Origin of the sequence: Actinomadura sp. J1-007 (assembly GCF_009793335.1) — a bacterium.
GTDB lineage: Bacteria > Actinomycetota > Actinomycetes > Streptosporangiales > Streptosporangiaceae > Spirillospora > Spirillospora yumaensis.
Genome location: NZ_WING01000001.1, coordinates 6,018,929 through 6,035,967, shown reverse-complemented (window position 1 = coordinate 6,035,967; position 17,039 = coordinate 6,018,929). Strand labels below are relative to the sequence as shown.

The following is a 17,039-nucleotide window of genomic DNA, read 5'->3' as shown; positions in this document are numbered from 1 at the left end:
GCCGCGTTTCCGCGACCGGCCACGAGAAAGCTTAGTGCACGTTCGGAGCGCCTGGGAACGCGTCCCGCACCTAGGACCAGCCGAGCTGCTCGGCGACCTCGTCGGGCGCGTACCCGATGTGCCCCGACTCCCCGATCCAGACCGTTCCATCGACCTCGGCGACCTCGCCGACGGCGTGCTCCTGAGGCAGCCGCGGCTGGATCGCCAGCCGCACCTCCAGCTCGGGGTCGAACCGTTGCAGCGCCTGGATCAGATCCCCGACCGTGATCTCGCGTCTCGCTCCCCTGCGATGTCTTCCCATGAACGGTAAGGAAACCACCGCCGGATCACAGTTCCGAAAACGTTGATCATCCGGAGATTCTCCAGCCCACGGCCCACAAGACAACGCCCGCCCGACCCAAGCGAGGTCGCGAGCGACAGCCCGCAGACCCCAGCCACGAGGGGGCGTGGGCACGGCAGCCCCCACACCCGGGGGTCGAAGCCGCCCCAAGGGGCCGCGAGTACAGCGAGGTCGCGAAGCGACAAGCGAACCAGGCCCACAGACCCCAGCCCCAAGGGGGCGTGGGGGCGGCAGCCCCCACAGCCGGGGGTCTGGGGGTCGCCCCCCAGATAAAGGCAAGGAAAACGCGAAGCCGCCCCAAAGGGCGGCGAGTAGGAGGATGCGAGTGGAGCTATGGGGATTCGAACCCCAGACCTCCTCCATGCCATGGAGGCGCGCTACCAACTGCGCCATAGCCCCGCGCGACTGCGTGGACGTTCATCCCGCAGCGCTCAGCCAGTGTATAGGACCCCGGCCCCGTACTCGAATCGGTTTCGTCAGGCGCCGTTGTCGGTGCGGTCGTCGCCGAGGACGGGTTCGGGGAGGGTTCCGGCGTTGTGCTCGACGAGCCGCCAGCCTCCGTCGCGCATCTCGGCGAGGACGGACCAGCAGCAGTTGGACAGGCCGCCGAGGCGTTCCCAGGTCTCCTCGGGCAGGCCGAGCAGGTGGGACATGCCGAGGCGGAGCGCGGCGCCGTGGGAGGCGACGACGAGCAGGCCGGTGGGCGGCAGGTCGTCGAGGGCGCGTTCGAGGGCGGCGCCGACGCGCTTGGCGACCTGGGCGCTGGTCTCGCCGCCGGGGGGCTGCCAGGCGGCGTGCTCGGCGGGGTAGCGCTCGCGGATCTCGCGGGAGGTGAGGCCCTCCCACTCGCCGCCGTCGCGTTCGATGAGGTCGCGGTCGAAGCCGATGGGCAGGCCGGTGAGCTCGGCGAGCGATCGGGCGGTGTCGGCGGCGCGCTGGAGGGGGAGGCGAGCAGGGCGGTGGGGCGCAGCCCGGTCAGGAGGCGGGCGGCGTCGCGGGCCTGCCGGAGCCCGGTCTCGTCCAGCGGGATGTCGGTCTTGCCCTGGAAGCGGCGTTCGAGGTTCCAGGCGGTCTGGCCGTGCCGCCACAGGACGAGGCGGCGCTTGCCGGGCTCGCGGGTCGTGTCACTCACTCGCGCTCCCGACGGCCGGGGTGCGGCCGGCGTTGTGCGCGTTGACGCCCTCGGGGAGGTCGATCAGCGGGCAGTCCTTCCACAGCCGTTCGAGCGTGTAGAACATGCGGTCCTCCTCGTGCTGGATGTGGACGATCACGTCCACGTAGTCCAGCAGCACCCAGCGGCCGTCCCGTTCGCCCTCGCGGCGGACGGGCTTGGCGCCGGCCTCCTCGCGGAGCCGCTTCTCGATCTCGTCGACGATGGCGCGGACCTGCCGGTCGTTGGGCGCCGAGCAGAGCACGAACGCGTCGGTGATGACGAGCTGCTCGCTCACGTCATAGGCAAGAATGTCGTCGGCCAGCTTGTCGCCCGCCGCCTCCGCGGCGATCCTGACGAGCTGTTCGGCCCTGTCGGATGCGGTCACGATGCGCTCGCGATCCTCCCTGTAGGGGGCTTGTCCCGGTCCCAGCTTCTCACGGGACCTTTTCCCGGGTGTCCGGCCGCCGCGGTCCGATCAGTCCGCGAGCCGGCCCTCACCTACCAGGGTATGGGGCCGGGGCCGGTTCCAGGCACCCGTGACCACGGCAGGACGCCCGCGCAGGGCGCGGCATCGTCGGCGCGGGCGGGCCCGGCCTCGCGGGGGCGCGCGCTTACGCCCGTGGCGTACGCGCGGGGGTCAGACGGGGCGGTAGAGGCCGCGCTTGCCGATGTACTGGACGATCCCGTCCGGGACGAGGTACCAGATGGGCTCTCCGGCCATGACCCGGTCGCGGCACTCGGTGGAGGAGATCGACAGGGCCGGGACCTCCATCAGGCTGACGCGGCCGTTCGGCAGGCCGGGGTCGGCGAGGCGGTGGCCGGGGCGGGTGACGCCGACGAAGTGCGCCAGTTCGAACAGCTCGCCGGTGTCGTGCCAGGTCAGCATTTTCTCCAGCGCGTCGGCGCCGGTGATGAAGAAGTAGTCGCTGTCGGGCCCGTGCAGGTCGCGGACGTCGCGCAGGGTGTCGACGGTGTAGGTGGGCCCCGGGCGGTCGATGTCGATCCGGCTGACCGAGAAGCGCGGGTTGGACGCGGTCGCGATCACGGCCATGAGGTAGCGGTCCTCGGCGGCGGCGACCTTGCGGTCCTCCTTGTGCGCCGACAGGCCGGTCGGGACGAAGATCACCTCGTCGAGCGAGAAGAAGTGGGCGACCTCGCTGGCGGCCACCAGGTGGCCGTGGTGGATCGGGTCGAACGTGCCGCCCATGATCCCCAAACGCCGCTTTTGCGTCATGCCGACGAGAATAGCCAGCGGCGCGGGCGCCCGTTCCGGCCGCCCCTCCCGTACGGGATGTCACCGCAGGTCAGGCGGTCGGTGGAGGCGGTCAGCCGAGGCCGGGCAGCGGGGGTTCGCCCGAGTCCCAGGTGACGACCCGTACGGCCTTGCCGACCTCCACCCTCGGGACCGTGCCTGGCGGCAGGACGCGCACGTCGGCGCCCAGGCCGAGGGTCTCGCGCAGGGCGCGGGCCAGGGGCTCCCCCGGGTCGCCGGCGAGGGCCTCGCAGGCGACGACGAGGCGGGCGTCGGGGCGCCGCCGGTCGACCACGAGCTGGTAGTGGGGGCCACCAGGCCGGAGCCGAGCAGGACGCGTTCGACCTCGCTCGGGTAGACGTTGACGCCGCGGACGATCAGCATGTCGTCGGCGCGGCCGAGGACCTTGCTCATCCGTACGAGCGTGCGCCCGCAGGGGCACTCCCCGGGGTCAGCGCCGCGATGTCGCCCGTCCGGTAGCGCAGCAGCGGCAGCGCCTGCTTGGTGGGCGTGGTGAAGACCAGCTCCCCCGGAACGCCCGGCTCCACGGGCTCGCCGCTCTCCGGATCGACGGTCTCGACGATGAAGTGGTCCTCGTTGACGTGCAGGCCGTCCTGCTCCAGGCACTCGGTGGCGACGCCGGGGCCGATGACCTCCGACAGCCCGTAGACGTCGACGGCCTTGACCGGCAGGACGGACTCGATCGCGGCGCGCAGCTCCGCCGACCAGGGCTCGGCGCCGAGCAGCCCCGCCCTGAGGGCGGGCAGTTCCACCCCGGCCTCCGCCGCGGCCTCGCCCAGCCGCAGCGCGTACGCGGGGGTGCAGGCCAGGATGTCGGGACGGAGGTCGGCGAGCATCCTGATCTGCCGGTCGGTCATCCCGCCCGACATCGGCACCACGGTCGCGCCGAGCGCGACGGCGCCCTGGTGGATGCCGATGCCGCCGGTGAACAGCCCGTACCCGTAGGCGTTGTGGACGACGCTGCCGGGGCCGGCGCCCGCGCACGCCAGCGACCTGGCGCACATCGCCGCCCACAGGTCCAGGTCGGCGCGCGTGTAGGCGACGAGCGTGGGGCGGCCCCTGGTGCCGCTCGACCCGTGCACGGCCGCGACCTGGTCGCGCGGGACGGCCAGCATCCCGAACGGGTACTCGTCCCACAGGTCCCGCTTGGTGGTGAACGGCAGCCGGCGCAGGTCGGCCAGGTGGACGTCGGCGCCGCCGCCGACGCCGGCCTCCTTGAGCCGCGCGCCCTGGGTGCCGCCCGCCGCGATCAGCCGGTCGACCAGGCCCCACAGCCGGTGGCGCTGCAACGCGGCGCGTTCGTCCGGGGACATCGCCTCGGCCTTCGGGTCGAACATGGCGCCTCCCGCGCGGGCGCGGCGCCGCGCCCCTTCGCGCGCCCGCCGCCGCTGCCCCGAAGTACACCCCGCCCGCCGCCCGTGACGCAAGCCACATCCGGCGCAAAAAGGATCACGAAACGGGAGGCCCCGCCCGCGCGCCCGCCCGCGCCCGCCCGGTGCCGGCGGGCGGGCCGGAGCCGGACGCGCGCCCGCGCCGGGAACCCTCCGTCCCATCGGTTCGTCGGAACTACCATGCCAGACATGACGGAGAACACACCGGATCGAGCACGCACGCGGTTCCCCGGGATCAGCTCCCGGGCCTACGAACACCCGGCCGATCGTTCGGCGCTCGTGGCGCTGCGCTCGCTGACCGGATTCGACGTCGTCCTGCGCAAGATGTCGGGGCTGTTCAACGAGCGCGCGCTCAGGCTCACGTTCCTCGCGGGGACGGTGCGGGCGGGCGAGGACCAGTTCCGCAACGTGTACGACATGGTCAGGGACGCCTCGTACATCCTCGACATGCCCGAGGTGCCCGAGGTGTTCGTGCGCCAGGACCCGACGCCGAACGCGATGGCGATCGGGTCCGACCACCCGTTCATCGTGATCAACACCGGGCTGATCGACCTGCTGGACGACGAGGAGCTGCGGTTCGTCGTCGCCCACGAGGTCGGGCACATCCTGTCCGGGCACGCGGTGTACCAGACGATGATGCAGATCCTGATCCAGCTCGGGTCCCGGCTGGCGTGGCTGCCGCTCGGCAACATCGGGATCGCGGCGATCATCATCGGGCTGCGGGAGTGGTTCCGCAAGGCCGAGCTGTCGGCCGACCGGGCCGGGCTGCTGGCGAGCCAGGACATCGACGCGGTCAAGCGGACGATGATGAAGCTGGCGGGCGGGACCCGGCTGACCGAGATGAGCAGCGAGGCGTTCCTCCAGCAGGCCCGCGAGTACGACGCGGCCGGGGACGTGCGCGACGGGCTGCTGAAGTTCCTCAACCTGCTGCCGCAGTCGCACCCGTTCGCGGTGATCCGGTTCGCGGAGATCGACCGGTGGGCGGCGAGCGGCGAGTACGACCGGATCCTCGCGGGCGACTACCCGCGCCGCGACGACGACGGCAGCGCGTCGGTCACCGAGGAGATCCGGAACGCGGCCAACTCCTACCGCGACTCGTGGGAGCGGACGGCCGACCCGTTCATCGGCAAGGTCAAGGACGTCGCGGACGCGGCGGCGTCGGCGGCCGGCGGGCTGTTCGACCGGTTCGGCGGCCGGCGCGACAACGGGCCGACCTCCGGCAGCAGCAACTAGCGGCACCGAAGAGCCAGGGCCGTCGTGACACGGACACGGCGGCCCTTCTTCATGCCCTGCGTCAGAACGGGGCTCGGAACAGGGCTCAGAACGGGGCGGGGACGATGAGCTCCACGTTGCGGTCCTCGGGCTTGCCGCGGCGGCCCTCCTCGCGGTCCTGCCAGTCGTTGCCGGCCAGCTCGCGGGACAGCGACGCCAGGTGGACGGGGTCGCCCAGGCGCCCGCCGAACGACGCGGGCCCGGCCGAGTCGAGGATCGTCGCGAACACCGACAGGGTGCCGTCGCCGTTGTCGGCGATCTCGACGATGCGGCTCTGCTGGGGGAAGTCGATGTGCGCGGCCGTGTTGACCTCCCAGAAGCCGCCTCCGGACTCGCGGGCGTGCGGGATGACCTCGTTGCGGTGCGTGTGGCCGTTCACCCAGAGCACCACGTTGGGGAAGCGCAGCAGCAGCGCCTTCACCTCGTCGCCGAGCACCCGGCCCCCGCCGAGCGGGTTGGTGAGGGACGCGATCGGGTGGTGGCTGAACAGGACGAACACGCGGTCCCGCACGTCGTGGGCGACCCTGGCCCCGCGCGCGTCGCGGTAGCGGCGGCTGCCCGCCTTGAGCTGCCGTTCGAGCCAGGCGAACTGGGCGCGGTCGAGGGAGCCCTCCGAGTAGCCGTTCGGGTTGACGGTGTCGAGCACGAGGCCGCGGACGAGGCCCCGGTCGAACGCGTAGTAGGCCGTCCCGTCGCGCAGGTTGGCGCGGGTGAAGCCGTGGCCGGCGTTCCGCGACGTCGTGAAGTGCTCGCGGACGACCTCGGCGCGGGTCAGCATCCGCCGGTCCGGGTCGGGCGTGACCTGCCGGAACAGGCCGCCGCCCGCCGCGCCCCGCGCGCGGCTCAGCCGGACCAGCTCGCGGGCGTCGCCCTTGCCGAGCATCCGCGCGAGGCGTTCGGCCTGCGCGCCGTCGGCGGGCGCGCCGATCTTGATGCCGCCGGTGGCGAGCGCGGAGACCAGCGGGTTCACCGGCAGGTTTCCCTGGACGAGCCCGTCGTGGTTGCCGAACGCGGCCAGCCACGGCGCGCGGAGCCCGGTCGCCTCGAACGGGCGGCGGGCGGCGTCCAGCAGCCCCTCGACGCGCGGGAACCCGTACTCGGCGAGCGGGACGTCGGCGGACGCGCCGGGCGGCGGGCCCTCGGGGTGCCAGTACCGGCGGTCGTACGCGGCGTGGTCCATGACGCCCTCGTAGCGGCGCGGGTCGCCGGAGTCGGGCCGGATCGTGCCGCCGTCGAGCAGGTCGATGATCCAGCGCAGCTCGTTGTACTGCACGTTGTCGGCCGCGTCGCCGGTGTTGATGGTGAACGCGAGGCCGAGGCCCGTCGCGGGGCCCCGGCCGACGCGGTTGACCGCGCGGACCATCGCCTCGGCGACCTGGGTGGTGAGCAGCTCCTGCGGACGGTACGCGCCCTCCACCGGCAGGATCGACAGGCCGTCCTTGACGCGGTCGACGAACTCCACCCGCGCGGGCGACTGGGCGTCCACGACGTGCACGTCGGTGAGCTGGCCGAAGGCGATCACGGCGCGGCGGCGGGCGGCGCGGCCGGGGGCCGCGGCGCCGCCGAGGTCGGTGCGGACCAGGTGCGGCTCGCCCGGCCCGGCGGCGACCTTCCGGTAGCCGCCGGCGCCGGGCCGGCCGAGCAGCAGGGTCCGTTCGAGCGTCGTCCCGGCGACCGGACCGCGCAGGGCGGGCGGCGCGGACGGCGCGGTGCGCAGGGCCGCCGCGGAGGCGGGGCGGGCGGGGAACGCGGCGAGCCCGGTGGAGGCGAGCCCGGCGCCGAGGACCGCCCCCTTCAGCAGGCGGCGGCGGCTCGGCTCGGTCGTCACAGTCGTGAATCAGACCACAAGCCCGACGTGACATCAATAGACCGAGTGTCACAACCCGGACACCGCGGACGGTGAGCTGCGGGTTCAGCCCCGCAGGTGGCCTTCGCCGGTCACGACGTACTTGGTGCTCGTCAGCTCGGGCAGGGCCATCGGGCCGCGCGCGTGGAGCTTCTGCGTCGAGATGCCGATCTCGGCGCCGAAGCCGAACTCCTCGCCGTCGGTGAAGCGCGTCGAGGCGTTCACCATCACGGCCGCCGAGTCGACCAGCGCGACGAAGCGGCGCGCGGCCGGCTGCGACGTCGTGACGATCGCCTCGGTGTGGTCCGACCCGTACGCGCGGATGTGCGCGACGGCGTCCTCCAGCGAGTCGACGACGCGGGCGGCGATGTCCATCGAGAGGTACTCGGCGCGCCAGTCGTCCTCGGTGGCGGGCACGACGTCCTCGCCGTACGAGCGGACGCGGTCGTCGCCGTGGACGGTCACGCCCTTGGCGCGCAGCGCCTCCAGCGCGCGGGGCAGGAACGCGTCGGCGATCCCGGCGTGCACGAGGAACGTCTCCGCCGCGTTGCACACCGAGGGCCGCTGGGTCTTCGCGTTGACGAGGATGTCGACGGCCATGCCGACGTCGGCCGCGTCGTCCACGTACACCGAGCAGTTGCCGACACCCGTCTCGATCACCGGGACCGTGGAGCCCTCGACCACCGAGTTGATCAGCGAGGCGCCGCCGCGCGGGATCAGCACGTCGACCAGGCCGCGCGCCCGCATCAGGTGCCCGACCGACTCGCGGCTCGTGCCCGGGACGAGCTGCACGGCGTCGCGCGGGACGTCCGTCGCCTCCAGGGCGTTCTGCATGACGCCGACGAGGACGGTGTTGGACTCGTAGGCCGACGACGAGCCGCGCAGCATCGCCGCGTTGCCGCTCTTCAGGCAGAGCGCGGCGGCGTCGACCGTGACGTTGGGGCGGCCCTCGTAGATGATGCCGACGACGCCGAGCGGGACGCGGATCTGCCGCAGGTCCAGGCCGTTCGGCAGGACGCTGCCGCGCACGGTCTCGCCGACCGGGTCGGGCAGCGCGGCGACGTTGCGGACGGCCTCGGCGATCGCGGCGATCCGGTCGGCGCTCAGGCTCAGCCGGTCGATCATGTACTCGGAGGTGCCGGACTCGCGGGCTCGCTCGACGTCGGTCCCGTTCGCCTTGACGATCTCGGGCGCGGCGGCGACGAGCGCGTCGGCGATCGCGTGCAGCGCGGCGTCCTTGGCGGCGCGGGGCAGCGGCGCGAGCTCCGCCCCTGCCGCGCGGGCGCGCCGCGCGACCCTCTGGAACTCCTCGCGCTCCCGGTCCTGTTCACTCATCACGGGTACCTCTCGGGTCGGGCGCCGCCTGCGCGGCAGGCGGCGCGGGCGTGGCGGGGACGGGCGCGTGGGATGCGTGGGACGCGGCGGGCGCGGGGGCGCGTCGGAGGCGGCGAGGACGACCAGGTCGTCCCGGTGGATGATCTCGCGCTCGTACCCCGGGCCGTGCTCGCGGGCGAGCCACCGGGTGGAACGGCCCATCAGGCCGGGGATCTCAGCGGCGTCGTAGGCGACCAGGCCGCGCGCCACGACTTGGCCGTCCTCGCCGCACAGGTCGACCGGGTCGCCCGCGGCGAAGTCGCCCTGCACGCCGGTGACGCCGGCCGGGAGCAGCGACTTGCGGCGCCGGACGACGGCCTCGACCGCGCCCTGGTCGAGGACGATCCGCCCGTGCCCGGTCGTCGCGTGCGCGAGCCACAGGTGCCGGGTGGACAGCCGGCGGCCCTCCGCCGGGTGGAACAGCGTGCCGACCGGCTCGCCGGCGAGCGCGCGGGCGGCGGACGCGGCGTTGGTCAGCAGCACCGGGATCCCGGCGATGCGCGCGGCCTCCACCTTGGTGACCATGCCGCCCGTCCCGACCCGGCCCGACCCGCCGAGCTCGATCCCGTCCAGGTCGGCCGGGCCGTGCACCTCCGCGATGCGGCGGGCGCCGGGCCGGCGCGGGTCGCCGGTGTACAGCGCGTCCACGTCCGACAGCAGGACGAGCGCGTCGGCCCTGGTCAGATGGGCGACGAGCGCGGCGAGCCGGTCGTTGTCGCCGAACCGGATCTCGTCGGTCGCGACCGTGTCGTTCTCGTTGACGATCGGCAGGACGCCGAGGTCGAGGAGCTGCGCGAGCGCGCGGGACGCGTTGCGGTGGTGGGTGCGGCGCATCATGTCGTCGGCGGTCAGCAGCACCTGCCCGACCGTCGTCCCGTACCGGGCGAACGAGGAGGTGTAGCGCGCGAACAGCAGCCCCTGCCCGACGCTCGCCGCCGCCTGCTGCGTCGCGAGGTCGCGCGGGCGGCGGCTCAGCCCGAGCGGCCCGAGCCCGGCCGCGATCGCGCCGGACGAGACGAAGACGACCTCGGCGCCGGCGGCGTGCCGGGCGGCGAGGACGTCCACGAGGGCGTCGATGCGGTCGGCGTCGATCGTGCCGAGCGCGGTGGTCAGCGAGGAGGACCCCGCCTTCACCACGATCCGGCGCGCCTGCGCGAACGCCGCGTGCGTGCTCACTGTGCTCCCTCGGGTCGGGCGTCGAAGGTCGTTCGGCGGGGCGGGTCAGCCGAGGCGGCGGTCGGTGCCGCGCGGGCCCCGGCCGCCGGCGCCCGCGGCGATCTCCGGCTCCCAGTCGAACACGATCGAGTCGTCGGCGGTGCCGATCAGGACCGTGGCGCCGGCCTCCGCGCCCGCCTCGGCGAGCGCGGCCTCCACGCCGAGGCGCGCGAGCCGGTCGGCGAGGTAGCCGACGGCCTCCTCGTTGGCGAAGTCGGTCTGGCGCAGCCACCGCACCGGCTTGGCGCCCGTGATCAGGTAGGTGTTGTCGCCCATCGCCTTGACCTCGAACTCGGCGGCGCCGCCGACCGGCTTCGGCCGGATCACCAGGCGGGTCGGCTCGGCGGGCGGCAGCGACGCCCGGTACGCGCCGACCATCTCGGCCATCGCGAACGACAGCTCCCGCAGCCCCTCGTGCGTCGCCGCCGACACCTCGAAGACCTTCAGCCCGCGCTTCTCGAACTCGGGCCTGACCATCTCGGCCAGCTCGCGCCCGTCGGGACGTCCACCTTGTTGAGCACGACCAGGCGCGGCCGGTCCGACAGCGGCCGGTCGCCGAGGATCCGGTCGTACGCCTGGAGCTCGCGCTCGATGACCTCGAAGTCGCTGAGGGGGTCGCGGCCCGGCTCGGGCGTCGCGCAGTCCAGGACGTGCGCGAGGGTGGAGGACCGCTCGATGTGGCGCAGGAACTCCAGGCCGAGGCCCCGCCCCTCGCTCGCGCCCTCGATCAGGCCCGGCACGTCGGCGACGGTGAACGTCGTGTCGCCCGCCCCGACCACCCCGAGGTTGGGGACCAGCGTGGTGAACGGGTAGTCGGCGATCTTGGGCTTGGCCGCGGAGAGCGCGGCGATCAGCGACGACTTGCCCGCGCTCGGGAACCCGACCAGCGCGACGTCGGCGACGCTCTTCAGCTCCAGCACCACGTCGCCCTCGTCGCCCGGCTCGCCGAGCAGCGCGAACCCGGGCGCCTTGCGCTTGGCGGACGCGAGCGCGGCGTTGCCGAGCCCGCCCCGGCCGCCCTTCGCGACGACGTAGCGGGTGCCCTCCCCGACCAGGTCGGCGAGGACCTCCCCGTCCGCGGACTTCACGACCGTGCCGTCCGGGACGGGCAGGACGACGTCGCCGCCGTCGGCCCCGGTGCGGTGCCCGCCCTGGCCCTGCTTGCCGTTGCGCGCCTTGCGGTGCGGGCGGCGGTGGTACTCCAGCAGGGACGCGGCGTTGGAGTCCACTTCGAGGATCACGTCGCCGCCGCGGCCGCCGTTGGCGCCGTCGGGGCCGCCGAGCGGCTTGAACTTCTCGCGGTGGATCGAGGCGCACCCGTTGCCGCCGGCGCCCGCGACGACGTGCAGCACCACCCGGTCCACGAACTGCGCGCCGGATCCGGCTCCTGCTGCCACGGTGTCTCTCCTCGCTATCGGCGCCCCGAGCCGAACCGATTCGGCCCTGAACAGGGCAAGGGGGCGGACCGCGCACGGTCCGCCCCCTCGTACAACGCTCTGCCCCGGCGGACTACTCCGCCGGAGGGACGATGCTCACGGCGTTGCGGCCGCGGTAGCGGCGGAACTCGACCGCGCCCGCGACCAGCGCGAACAGCGTGTCGTCGCCGCCGCGGCCGACGCCCGGCCCGGGGTGGAAGTGGGTGCCGCGCTGGCGGACGATGATCTCGCCGGCCTTGACGACCTGGCCGCCGAAACGCTTCACGCCGAGGCGCTGGGCGTTGGAGTCACGACCGTTACGGCTGGACGACGCGCCCTTCTTGTGTGCCATCTGACCGCTCTCCCTTACTTCCCGGCCTTGATACCGGTGATCTTGACCTCGGTGTAAGGCTGACGGTGACCCATCCGCCGCTTGTACCCGGTCTTGTTCCGGTAGTGCATGATGTTGATCTTGGGGCCCTTGGCGGCGCCGAGGATCTCGGCGGTCACCTGGTAGCCGGCCAGGGCGGCCGCGGAGCTGACGACGTCGTCGCCGTCCACGACGAGAACGGCCGGGAACGTGACGGTCGAGCCGACCTCGCCCGCCAGCTTGTCGACGGTGAGCACGTCGTCGACGGCCACCTTCTCCTGCCTGCCGCCTGCGCGGACAATCGCGTACACCGCGGAAACCCTTCGTCTGCGCGCGCTTCCGGACTGAACCGGTCCCGCGCGTGGTCGTTACCAGCCCCCGGACGGGGGCCTACCCCCGGCCCGGGGGCCGAAGGCGGCACGCCGGAGGAGGAGTCTCCTCCAGCGCTCTCTGCGTGACCCCACCGGATCGGCGAGGGACGCACCCGTACGCCCTGCGGGCCTCGGATGCGGGTCTGAACGGCGCGCTCAACACACGCCGATGTCCAAGGATACCGGATCCGCGGACCCCAACGCGAACGGCGTCCGGCCCCGCACCGGCGGCCCCGCCGCCCCGGGAGCCCGCCGGAAGGGCGGGCCCCGCCGGGGCGGGCGGGCCCGCGCCGGTCAGTCGCCGGACGCGTCCGGCTGCTGGGTCTGGGCCGCGGCGGCGCGGGGACGGCGGGTGCGGCGGCGCCGGCCGTTGGCGGGCTCCTCCGCGTCGTCGCGCGCCCCGTCCGCGCCCGGCTCCTGGGCGGCGGCCGGCTCGGAGCCGTTCGTCGCGGCGCCGTTGGCATCGGCGGGAACGGGCTCGACCGCGTCGAGCACCCCCGGGCCGCCGGCCTCGGCGGTCTCGGCGGCGGCCTCGACGGCGTCGGCCACGGCCTGCGCCGGGTCCTCGCCGTTCGTCCCGTCCGGGACCGCGACGGGCTCGGCCGCCTCGGACTCCTCGGTGACGGCCGTGGCCTCGGCGGTCTGGGACGCGTCCGCGGGGTCCGGCTCGGGCGGCGGGCCCGCCTGCCGCTTGGCCGCGCCGCGCCGCGCGCGCGTCCTGGCAGGCGCGGGGGCGGGCTCGGGCTCGGCCTCCGCGGCGGGCTCGGGCTCGGTCTCCCGGACCTTCTCCTGCTGGGCGAGCTTGTCCTCGACGGCCTTCTCCACCTCGCCCTTGCGCTTGCGGCGCCGGCCGCCGGCGTCCTTGGCGGACGCCTTGTCCTGCTTGGGCTCGACCGGCGACAGGTGCACGTGGATGCCGCGCCCGTTGCAGGACTCGCAGGTCTCCGAGAACGCCTCCAGCAGGCCCTGCCCGACCCGCTTGCGGGTCATCTGGACGAGGCCGAGCGAGGTCACCTCGGCGACCTGGTGCTTGGTACGGTCCCGCGACAGGCACTCCACCAGGCGGCGCAGCACCAGGTCGCGGTTGTTCTCCAGCACCATGTCGATGAAGTCGATCACGATGATGCCGCCGATGTCGCGGAGCCGGAGCTGGCGGACGATCTCCTCGGCCGCCTCCAGGTTGTTGCGGGTGACGGTCTCTTCCAGGTTGCCGCCCTGCCCGGTGAACTTCCCGGTGTTGACGTCGATGACCGTCATCGCCTCGGTGCGGTCGATGACCAGCGACCCGCCGCTCGGCAGCCACACCTTGCGGTCCAGCGCCTTGGCGATCTGCTCGTCGATCCGGAACGCCGCGAGGGCGTCCTGCCCGCCGTCCCAGCGCTCGACCCGCTCGGCGAGGTGCGGCGCGACGTACTCGACGTACTCCGAGACGGTGTCCCACGCCTCGCGGCCGGAGACGACGAGCTTGGTGAAGTCCTCGTTGAAGATGTCGCGGACGACCCGGATGGTCAGGTCGGGCTCGCCGTACAGCAGCGACGGCGCCGACGCGGTCTTGACCTTCTTCTGGATGCTGTCCCACTGGGCGGCCAGCCGCGACACGTCGCGCGCCAGCTCCTCCTCCGTGGCGCCCTCGGCGGCCGTGCGGACGATGACGCCCGCGTTCTCCGGCATGACCCGCTTGAGGATCTGCTTGAGGCGGGTGCGCTCCTTGTCGGGGAGCTTGCGGCTGATGCCGGTCATCGAGCCGTCCGGCACGTACACCAGGTAGCGGCCCGGCAGGGACACCTGGCTGGTCAGCCGGGCGCCCTTGTGGCCGAGCGGGTCCTTGGTGACCTGCACCAGCACCGACTGGCCCGACTTCAGCGCCGACTCGATGCGGCGCGGCTGGCCTTCGAGGCCCGCGACGTCCCAGTTGACCTCGCCCGCGTACAGCACCGCGTTGCGGCCCTTGCCGATGTCGACGAACGCGGCCTCCATCGAGGGCAGCACGTTCTGGACCTTGCCGAGGTAGACGTTGCCCACGTACGACTGGTGCGTCGCGCGGTTGACGTAGTGCTCGACCAGGACGTCGTCCTCCAGGACGGCGATCTGGGTGCGCTCGCCCTCCTGCCGCACGACCATCTCGCGCTTGACCGCCTCGCGGCGGGCGAGGAACTCGGCCTCGGTGATCACCGGCGGGCGGCGGCGGCCCTGCTCGCGGCCCTCGCGGCGGCGCTGCTTCTTGGCCTCCAGCCGCGTCGAGCCGCGCACGGACTGGACCTCGTCCTCGACCGCGCGGGCGTCGCGGACGTGCACGACGGTGTTGGGCGGGTCGTCGGGGCCGCCGTCGCCGTCGAGGCCGGACCGGCGCCTGCGGCGGCGGCGCCGCCGCGAACCGGCCCCGCCCTCGTCGTCGTCGGCCGCCTCGTCGGGACCGCCCGCGTCCTGCTGCTCAGCCTTGGCCTCCTTGGCCGCGTCCTTGCCGTCCTTGGACGCCTTGCCGCCCTTGGTCTCCTTGGAGTCCTTGGCGCCGTCCTTCGCGTCCTTGGCGCCCTTCGCGGCCCGGCCGCCCTTGGCGGCCTTGGGCTTCTCGGCCTCGGCCTCGCGGGCGGTCTCGGGCTCCTCGTCGTCCTGCGCCTCGTCGTCGCCGGCGTCGCGGCCGCGGCCGCGGCCCCGGCCGCCCCGGCGGCGGCGCCGGCGCGAGGGCCGGTCGCCGGACTCGTCGTCCTCGTCGCCGTGCGCGGCGTCCTCGAGGTCGTCGGCGTCGTCGGCGTCCTCGTCGGCCGCGGCGCTCTCGGGGGCGGGCTCGTCCTTGGGCGCGGTCTTCGACGCGGCCTTGGCGCGCTCGGCCGGGGTCGCCTCCGGCGGCTGGAACACGACCATGGGCGGCTGGAACGTCACGCCGGGCACGCCGGCGACGCCGCTCGCGGGCTCGGTGTCGGACACCTCCTGGTCGATGTGGCCGCTGCGGACGCCGGCGGAACCGGTCTCCGGCTCGTTCCCCGGCACGACCGGCACCTGGGGCACCGCGGGCGCGGCGTGCGCCGTGTCGGCGGCGCCGCTGGTGTCGGCGGCGGTGTCGGCCGCGGCCGCCTTGGTGGCGGCCGCCGTGGTGCGCTTGCGGGTCCGCGTACGGGGCGCGGGCTTCTCCGCCGCGGGCTCCGCGGCCTCGGCCTCGACGGCCGCGACGGCCGCGGCGTCCTTCGCGTCGGCCGCGGCGGGCGTCGCGTCGCCCTCGGCCTGCTCGGGCTTGGCCTTGGCCTTCGCCCTAGTCGTCCGCGTGCGCGTGGCCTTCTTGGGCGGCGCGGCGGCCTCGTCCTTGTCGTCCTTGTCCGGAGCCTGCGCGGTCTCCGGGGCCTGCGCGGACGCGGGCGCCGGAGCCTCCTCGACCTCGGGCGGCGGCCCGCGGGGCGGCTCGCGCGGCGGCGCGGGGTCCGGGTCACTCCGGACGCGTTCTGTTCCTCGGTGCCTTCGGCCGTGGCCGAATCGGCTTCGTTATCCAGCATGCGGGCAATCTCCCGTCAGGTTCCCGGGCGCGTCCGCGGGCTCCGCCAGGGGGCGGAACGGTGCGGTGCGCCGCACGGGAACTCTCCGTCTGTCGTCGGCGTCGTCCCCACCGTCCGGTGGCGACGACGAAGTCGTCGGGGGTGCGCCCGCCGTCCCCTGCGGAACCGGTTCCGTGCCGCGTCGCCGCGGCGCCGGCTTCGGCCCTTACGGACGGGCGCTGACGGCATCCGCGCTCGCGGCTTGCCCGGAAGGGCCCGGGGCCGTCGCGGCGTCGTCGCCGGACGGCTGGTCGGTCTCCCGGTCGGGATCCAATGGATCCGCGAGTCCACCGGTGCCCGCGTCGAGGGGCCCCTGCGCCAGCCTGGTCACCAGAGGCGGTGACGGCGGCGCGAGGTCGGCGACCTGACGCAGTCCGGTGAGGATGTCGTCGGGTCGTACGGCAGGTGTGGTATGCCGAACAACCATTCGAAGTATCGCACAAGGGGCATCCGCCGCCTCCGCGCCGCGCCGGTCCGCCTCGCAGGCGGACACTGCGGCGCGCACGTCGAAACGGCGCCGTCCCTTCTTGGTGAGGCGTTCCACCTCGATCGTCCCGGCGTCCAGGAAGGCGGTCACGGCCGCGGCGGCGTCGTCGTGCGACACCCCGTCCAGCCGGATCCGCCACTCGGACGCGTGGAGCCGATCCGCCAAGGCACTCGGCTTGGCCTGGCCCGTCCGCACCGCCACGACATCGACGATGTCGAGGCCGTCCGGCAGGGCCGCGTCAAGCTCGGCCCGTACCCGCGCAGGGTCGCGGGTCTCCGTGAGCCCGATCTCAAGATACTCGGCCTCACTGGCCACCCCCGTCGCCGCCGCACCCGCGTACGAGATCTTCGGGTGGGGCGTGAACCCGGCGCTGAACGCGACAGGGATCCCGGCGCGCCGCACGGCGCGTTCCACGGCCCGGGAGATGTCGCGGTGGCTCGTGAACCGCAGCCTGCCGCGCTTCGCATAGCGAACGCGCAGGCGCTGGGTCACGGGGGCCGGCGCAGGGCCCTCCGGCATGGGAGCCAGGGCTCTAGTCCTTCCTACTCGCGTCGAGTCGAAAACGTCTACCTACAGAGTACGGCCCTCGCCGCACAGGGTACGGCCCCGGCCGCCCCCCTCGACCGCCGTACCCCGCCGCCCCGCCCCGCTACCCCCGTCCGAAAGCGCTCCAGCGAACGAACCGGCCCCTCCAGGACTCGGCGCGTCGCCCGACCGCGCCCTTCCCGACGAACATCAGGAACGTGGGACGGTCACGGCCATTCCACCCGGCGGTATGAATTTGTCAAAAATGGTCGCGCCGACCACCCGACGACCCTTTCCTGAACGCACCCCACGGCCTATCAGCACCCATTAGTATTCACGTCCACGCCATCGCCGGACGGTGCGAGGAGCGTGCCCAGCCTCGGGCTGGATCGGGGGTCTGAGCCTCTCGCCAGCGCTCTCCACGCCACCCCCGAAGCGTCGGAACTCGGCGACAGAGAGCACTTTGAACGGGCAGGCGCAACG

12 protein-coding genes, 1 tRNA gene and 3 pseudogenes are annotated in these 17,039 nt (G+C 73.9%); 1 reads left to right on the top strand and 15 read right to left on the bottom strand.

The window, feature by feature from the left end:
• Positions 1-70: 70 nt before the first annotated feature.
• From GEV43_RS27435 to GEV43_RS27410, 7 genes and pseudogenes are all read right to left on the bottom strand, one after another.
• Positions 71-301, bottom strand: coding sequence for a hypothetical protein (locus GEV43_RS27435; protein ID WP_160823166.1), 231 nt, complete (start codon positions 299-301; stop codon positions 71-73).
• A gap of 365 nt (positions 302-666) precedes the next feature.
• Positions 667-739: transfer RNA gene (locus GEV43_RS27430), tRNA-Ala, on the bottom strand.
• Positions 740-816: 77 nt separating this feature from the next.
• Positions 817-1,472, bottom strand: a pseudogene (locus GEV43_RS27425) (histidine phosphatase family protein).
• Positions 1,465-1,878, bottom strand: coding sequence for a ribosome silencing factor (gene rsfS / locus GEV43_RS27420; protein ID WP_160823165.1), 414 nt, complete (start codon positions 1,876-1,878; stop codon positions 1,465-1,467). The pseudogene GEV43_RS27425 and the gene rsfS overlap by 8 nt, the downstream one beginning before the upstream one ends.
• Before the next feature lie 252 nt (positions 1,879-2,130).
• The gene (gene nadD / locus GEV43_RS27415) at positions 2,131-2,727 is read right to left on the bottom strand and encodes a nicotinate-nucleotide adenylyltransferase (RefSeq protein WP_160823164.1); all 597 of its coding nucleotides are present in this window, start codon (positions 2,725-2,727) and stop codon (positions 2,131-2,133) included.
• A 91-nt stretch (positions 2,728-2,818) separates the two neighbouring features.
• Positions 2,819-3,040 (bottom strand): hypothetical protein, encoded by a 222-nt coding sequence (locus tag GEV43_RS48335; RefSeq protein WP_206681304.1) that lies wholly within the window; start codon positions 3,038-3,040, stop codon positions 2,819-2,821.
• Between the two features lie 115 nt (positions 3,041-3,155).
• Entirely contained in the window at positions 3,156-4,103 is a 948-nt protein-coding gene (locus GEV43_RS27410) for a phenylacetate--CoA ligase family protein (RefSeq protein WP_206681303.1), read from the bottom strand.
• A gap of 243 nt (positions 4,104-4,346) precedes the next feature.
• On the opposite strand from GEV43_RS27410, the gene GEV43_RS27405 reads away from it, so the two are divergent.
• Positions 4,347-5,390 (top strand): M48 family metallopeptidase, encoded by a 1,044-nt coding sequence (locus GEV43_RS27405; RefSeq protein WP_160823163.1) that lies wholly within the window; start codon positions 4,347-4,349, stop codon positions 5,388-5,390.
• 85 nt (positions 5,391-5,475) lie between these two features.
• Here the strand turns inward: GEV43_RS27405 and GEV43_RS27400 are convergent, their stop codons facing one another.
• The 8 genes and pseudogenes from GEV43_RS27400 to GEV43_RS27365 form a co-directional block, all read right to left on the bottom strand.
• Entirely contained in the window at positions 5,476-7,257 is a 1,782-nt protein-coding gene (locus GEV43_RS27400; protein WP_160823162.1) for a TIGR03767 family metallophosphoesterase, read from the bottom strand.
• A gap of 84 nt (positions 7,258-7,341) precedes the next feature.
• Positions 7,342-8,649 carry a glutamate-5-semialdehyde dehydrogenase gene (locus GEV43_RS27395; protein ID WP_302931305.1) on the bottom strand — a complete coding sequence of 436 codons (1,308 nt, stop codon included), beginning with the start codon at positions 8,647-8,649 and terminating at the stop codon, positions 7,342-7,344.
• 75 nt (positions 8,650-8,724) lie between these two features.
• Positions 8,725-9,825: pseudogene (gene proB, locus GEV43_RS27390) on the bottom strand (glutamate 5-kinase); the annotation flags it as partial.
• Positions 9,826-9,870: 45 nt separating this feature from the next.
• Positions 9,871-11,261, bottom strand: a pseudogene (gene obgE / locus GEV43_RS27385) (GTPase ObgE).
• A gap of 112 nt (positions 11,262-11,373) precedes the next feature.
• Positions 11,374-11,631 (bottom strand): 50S ribosomal protein L27, encoded by a 258-nt coding sequence (rpmA, locus tag GEV43_RS27380; RefSeq protein ID WP_160823161.1) that lies wholly within the window; start codon positions 11,629-11,631, stop codon positions 11,374-11,376.
• Between the two features lie 14 nt (positions 11,632-11,645).
• Positions 11,646-11,960, bottom strand: coding sequence for a 50S ribosomal protein L21 (gene rplU, locus GEV43_RS27375; protein WP_160823160.1), 315 nt, complete (start codon positions 11,958-11,960; stop codon positions 11,646-11,648).
• A 354-nt stretch (positions 11,961-12,314) separates the two neighbouring features.
• Positions 12,315-15,008, bottom strand: coding sequence for an Rne/Rng family ribonuclease (locus tag GEV43_RS27370; RefSeq protein ID WP_309239866.1), 2,694 nt, complete (start codon positions 15,006-15,008; stop codon positions 12,315-12,317).
• Positions 15,009-15,710: 702 nt separating this feature from the next.
• On the bottom strand, positions 15,711-16,550 hold the full coding sequence (locus tag GEV43_RS27365; RefSeq protein WP_160823159.1) for a TIGR03936 family radical SAM-associated protein: 840 nt from the start codon (positions 16,548-16,550) through the stop codon (positions 15,711-15,713).
• Positions 16,551-17,039 lie beyond the last annotated feature (489 nt).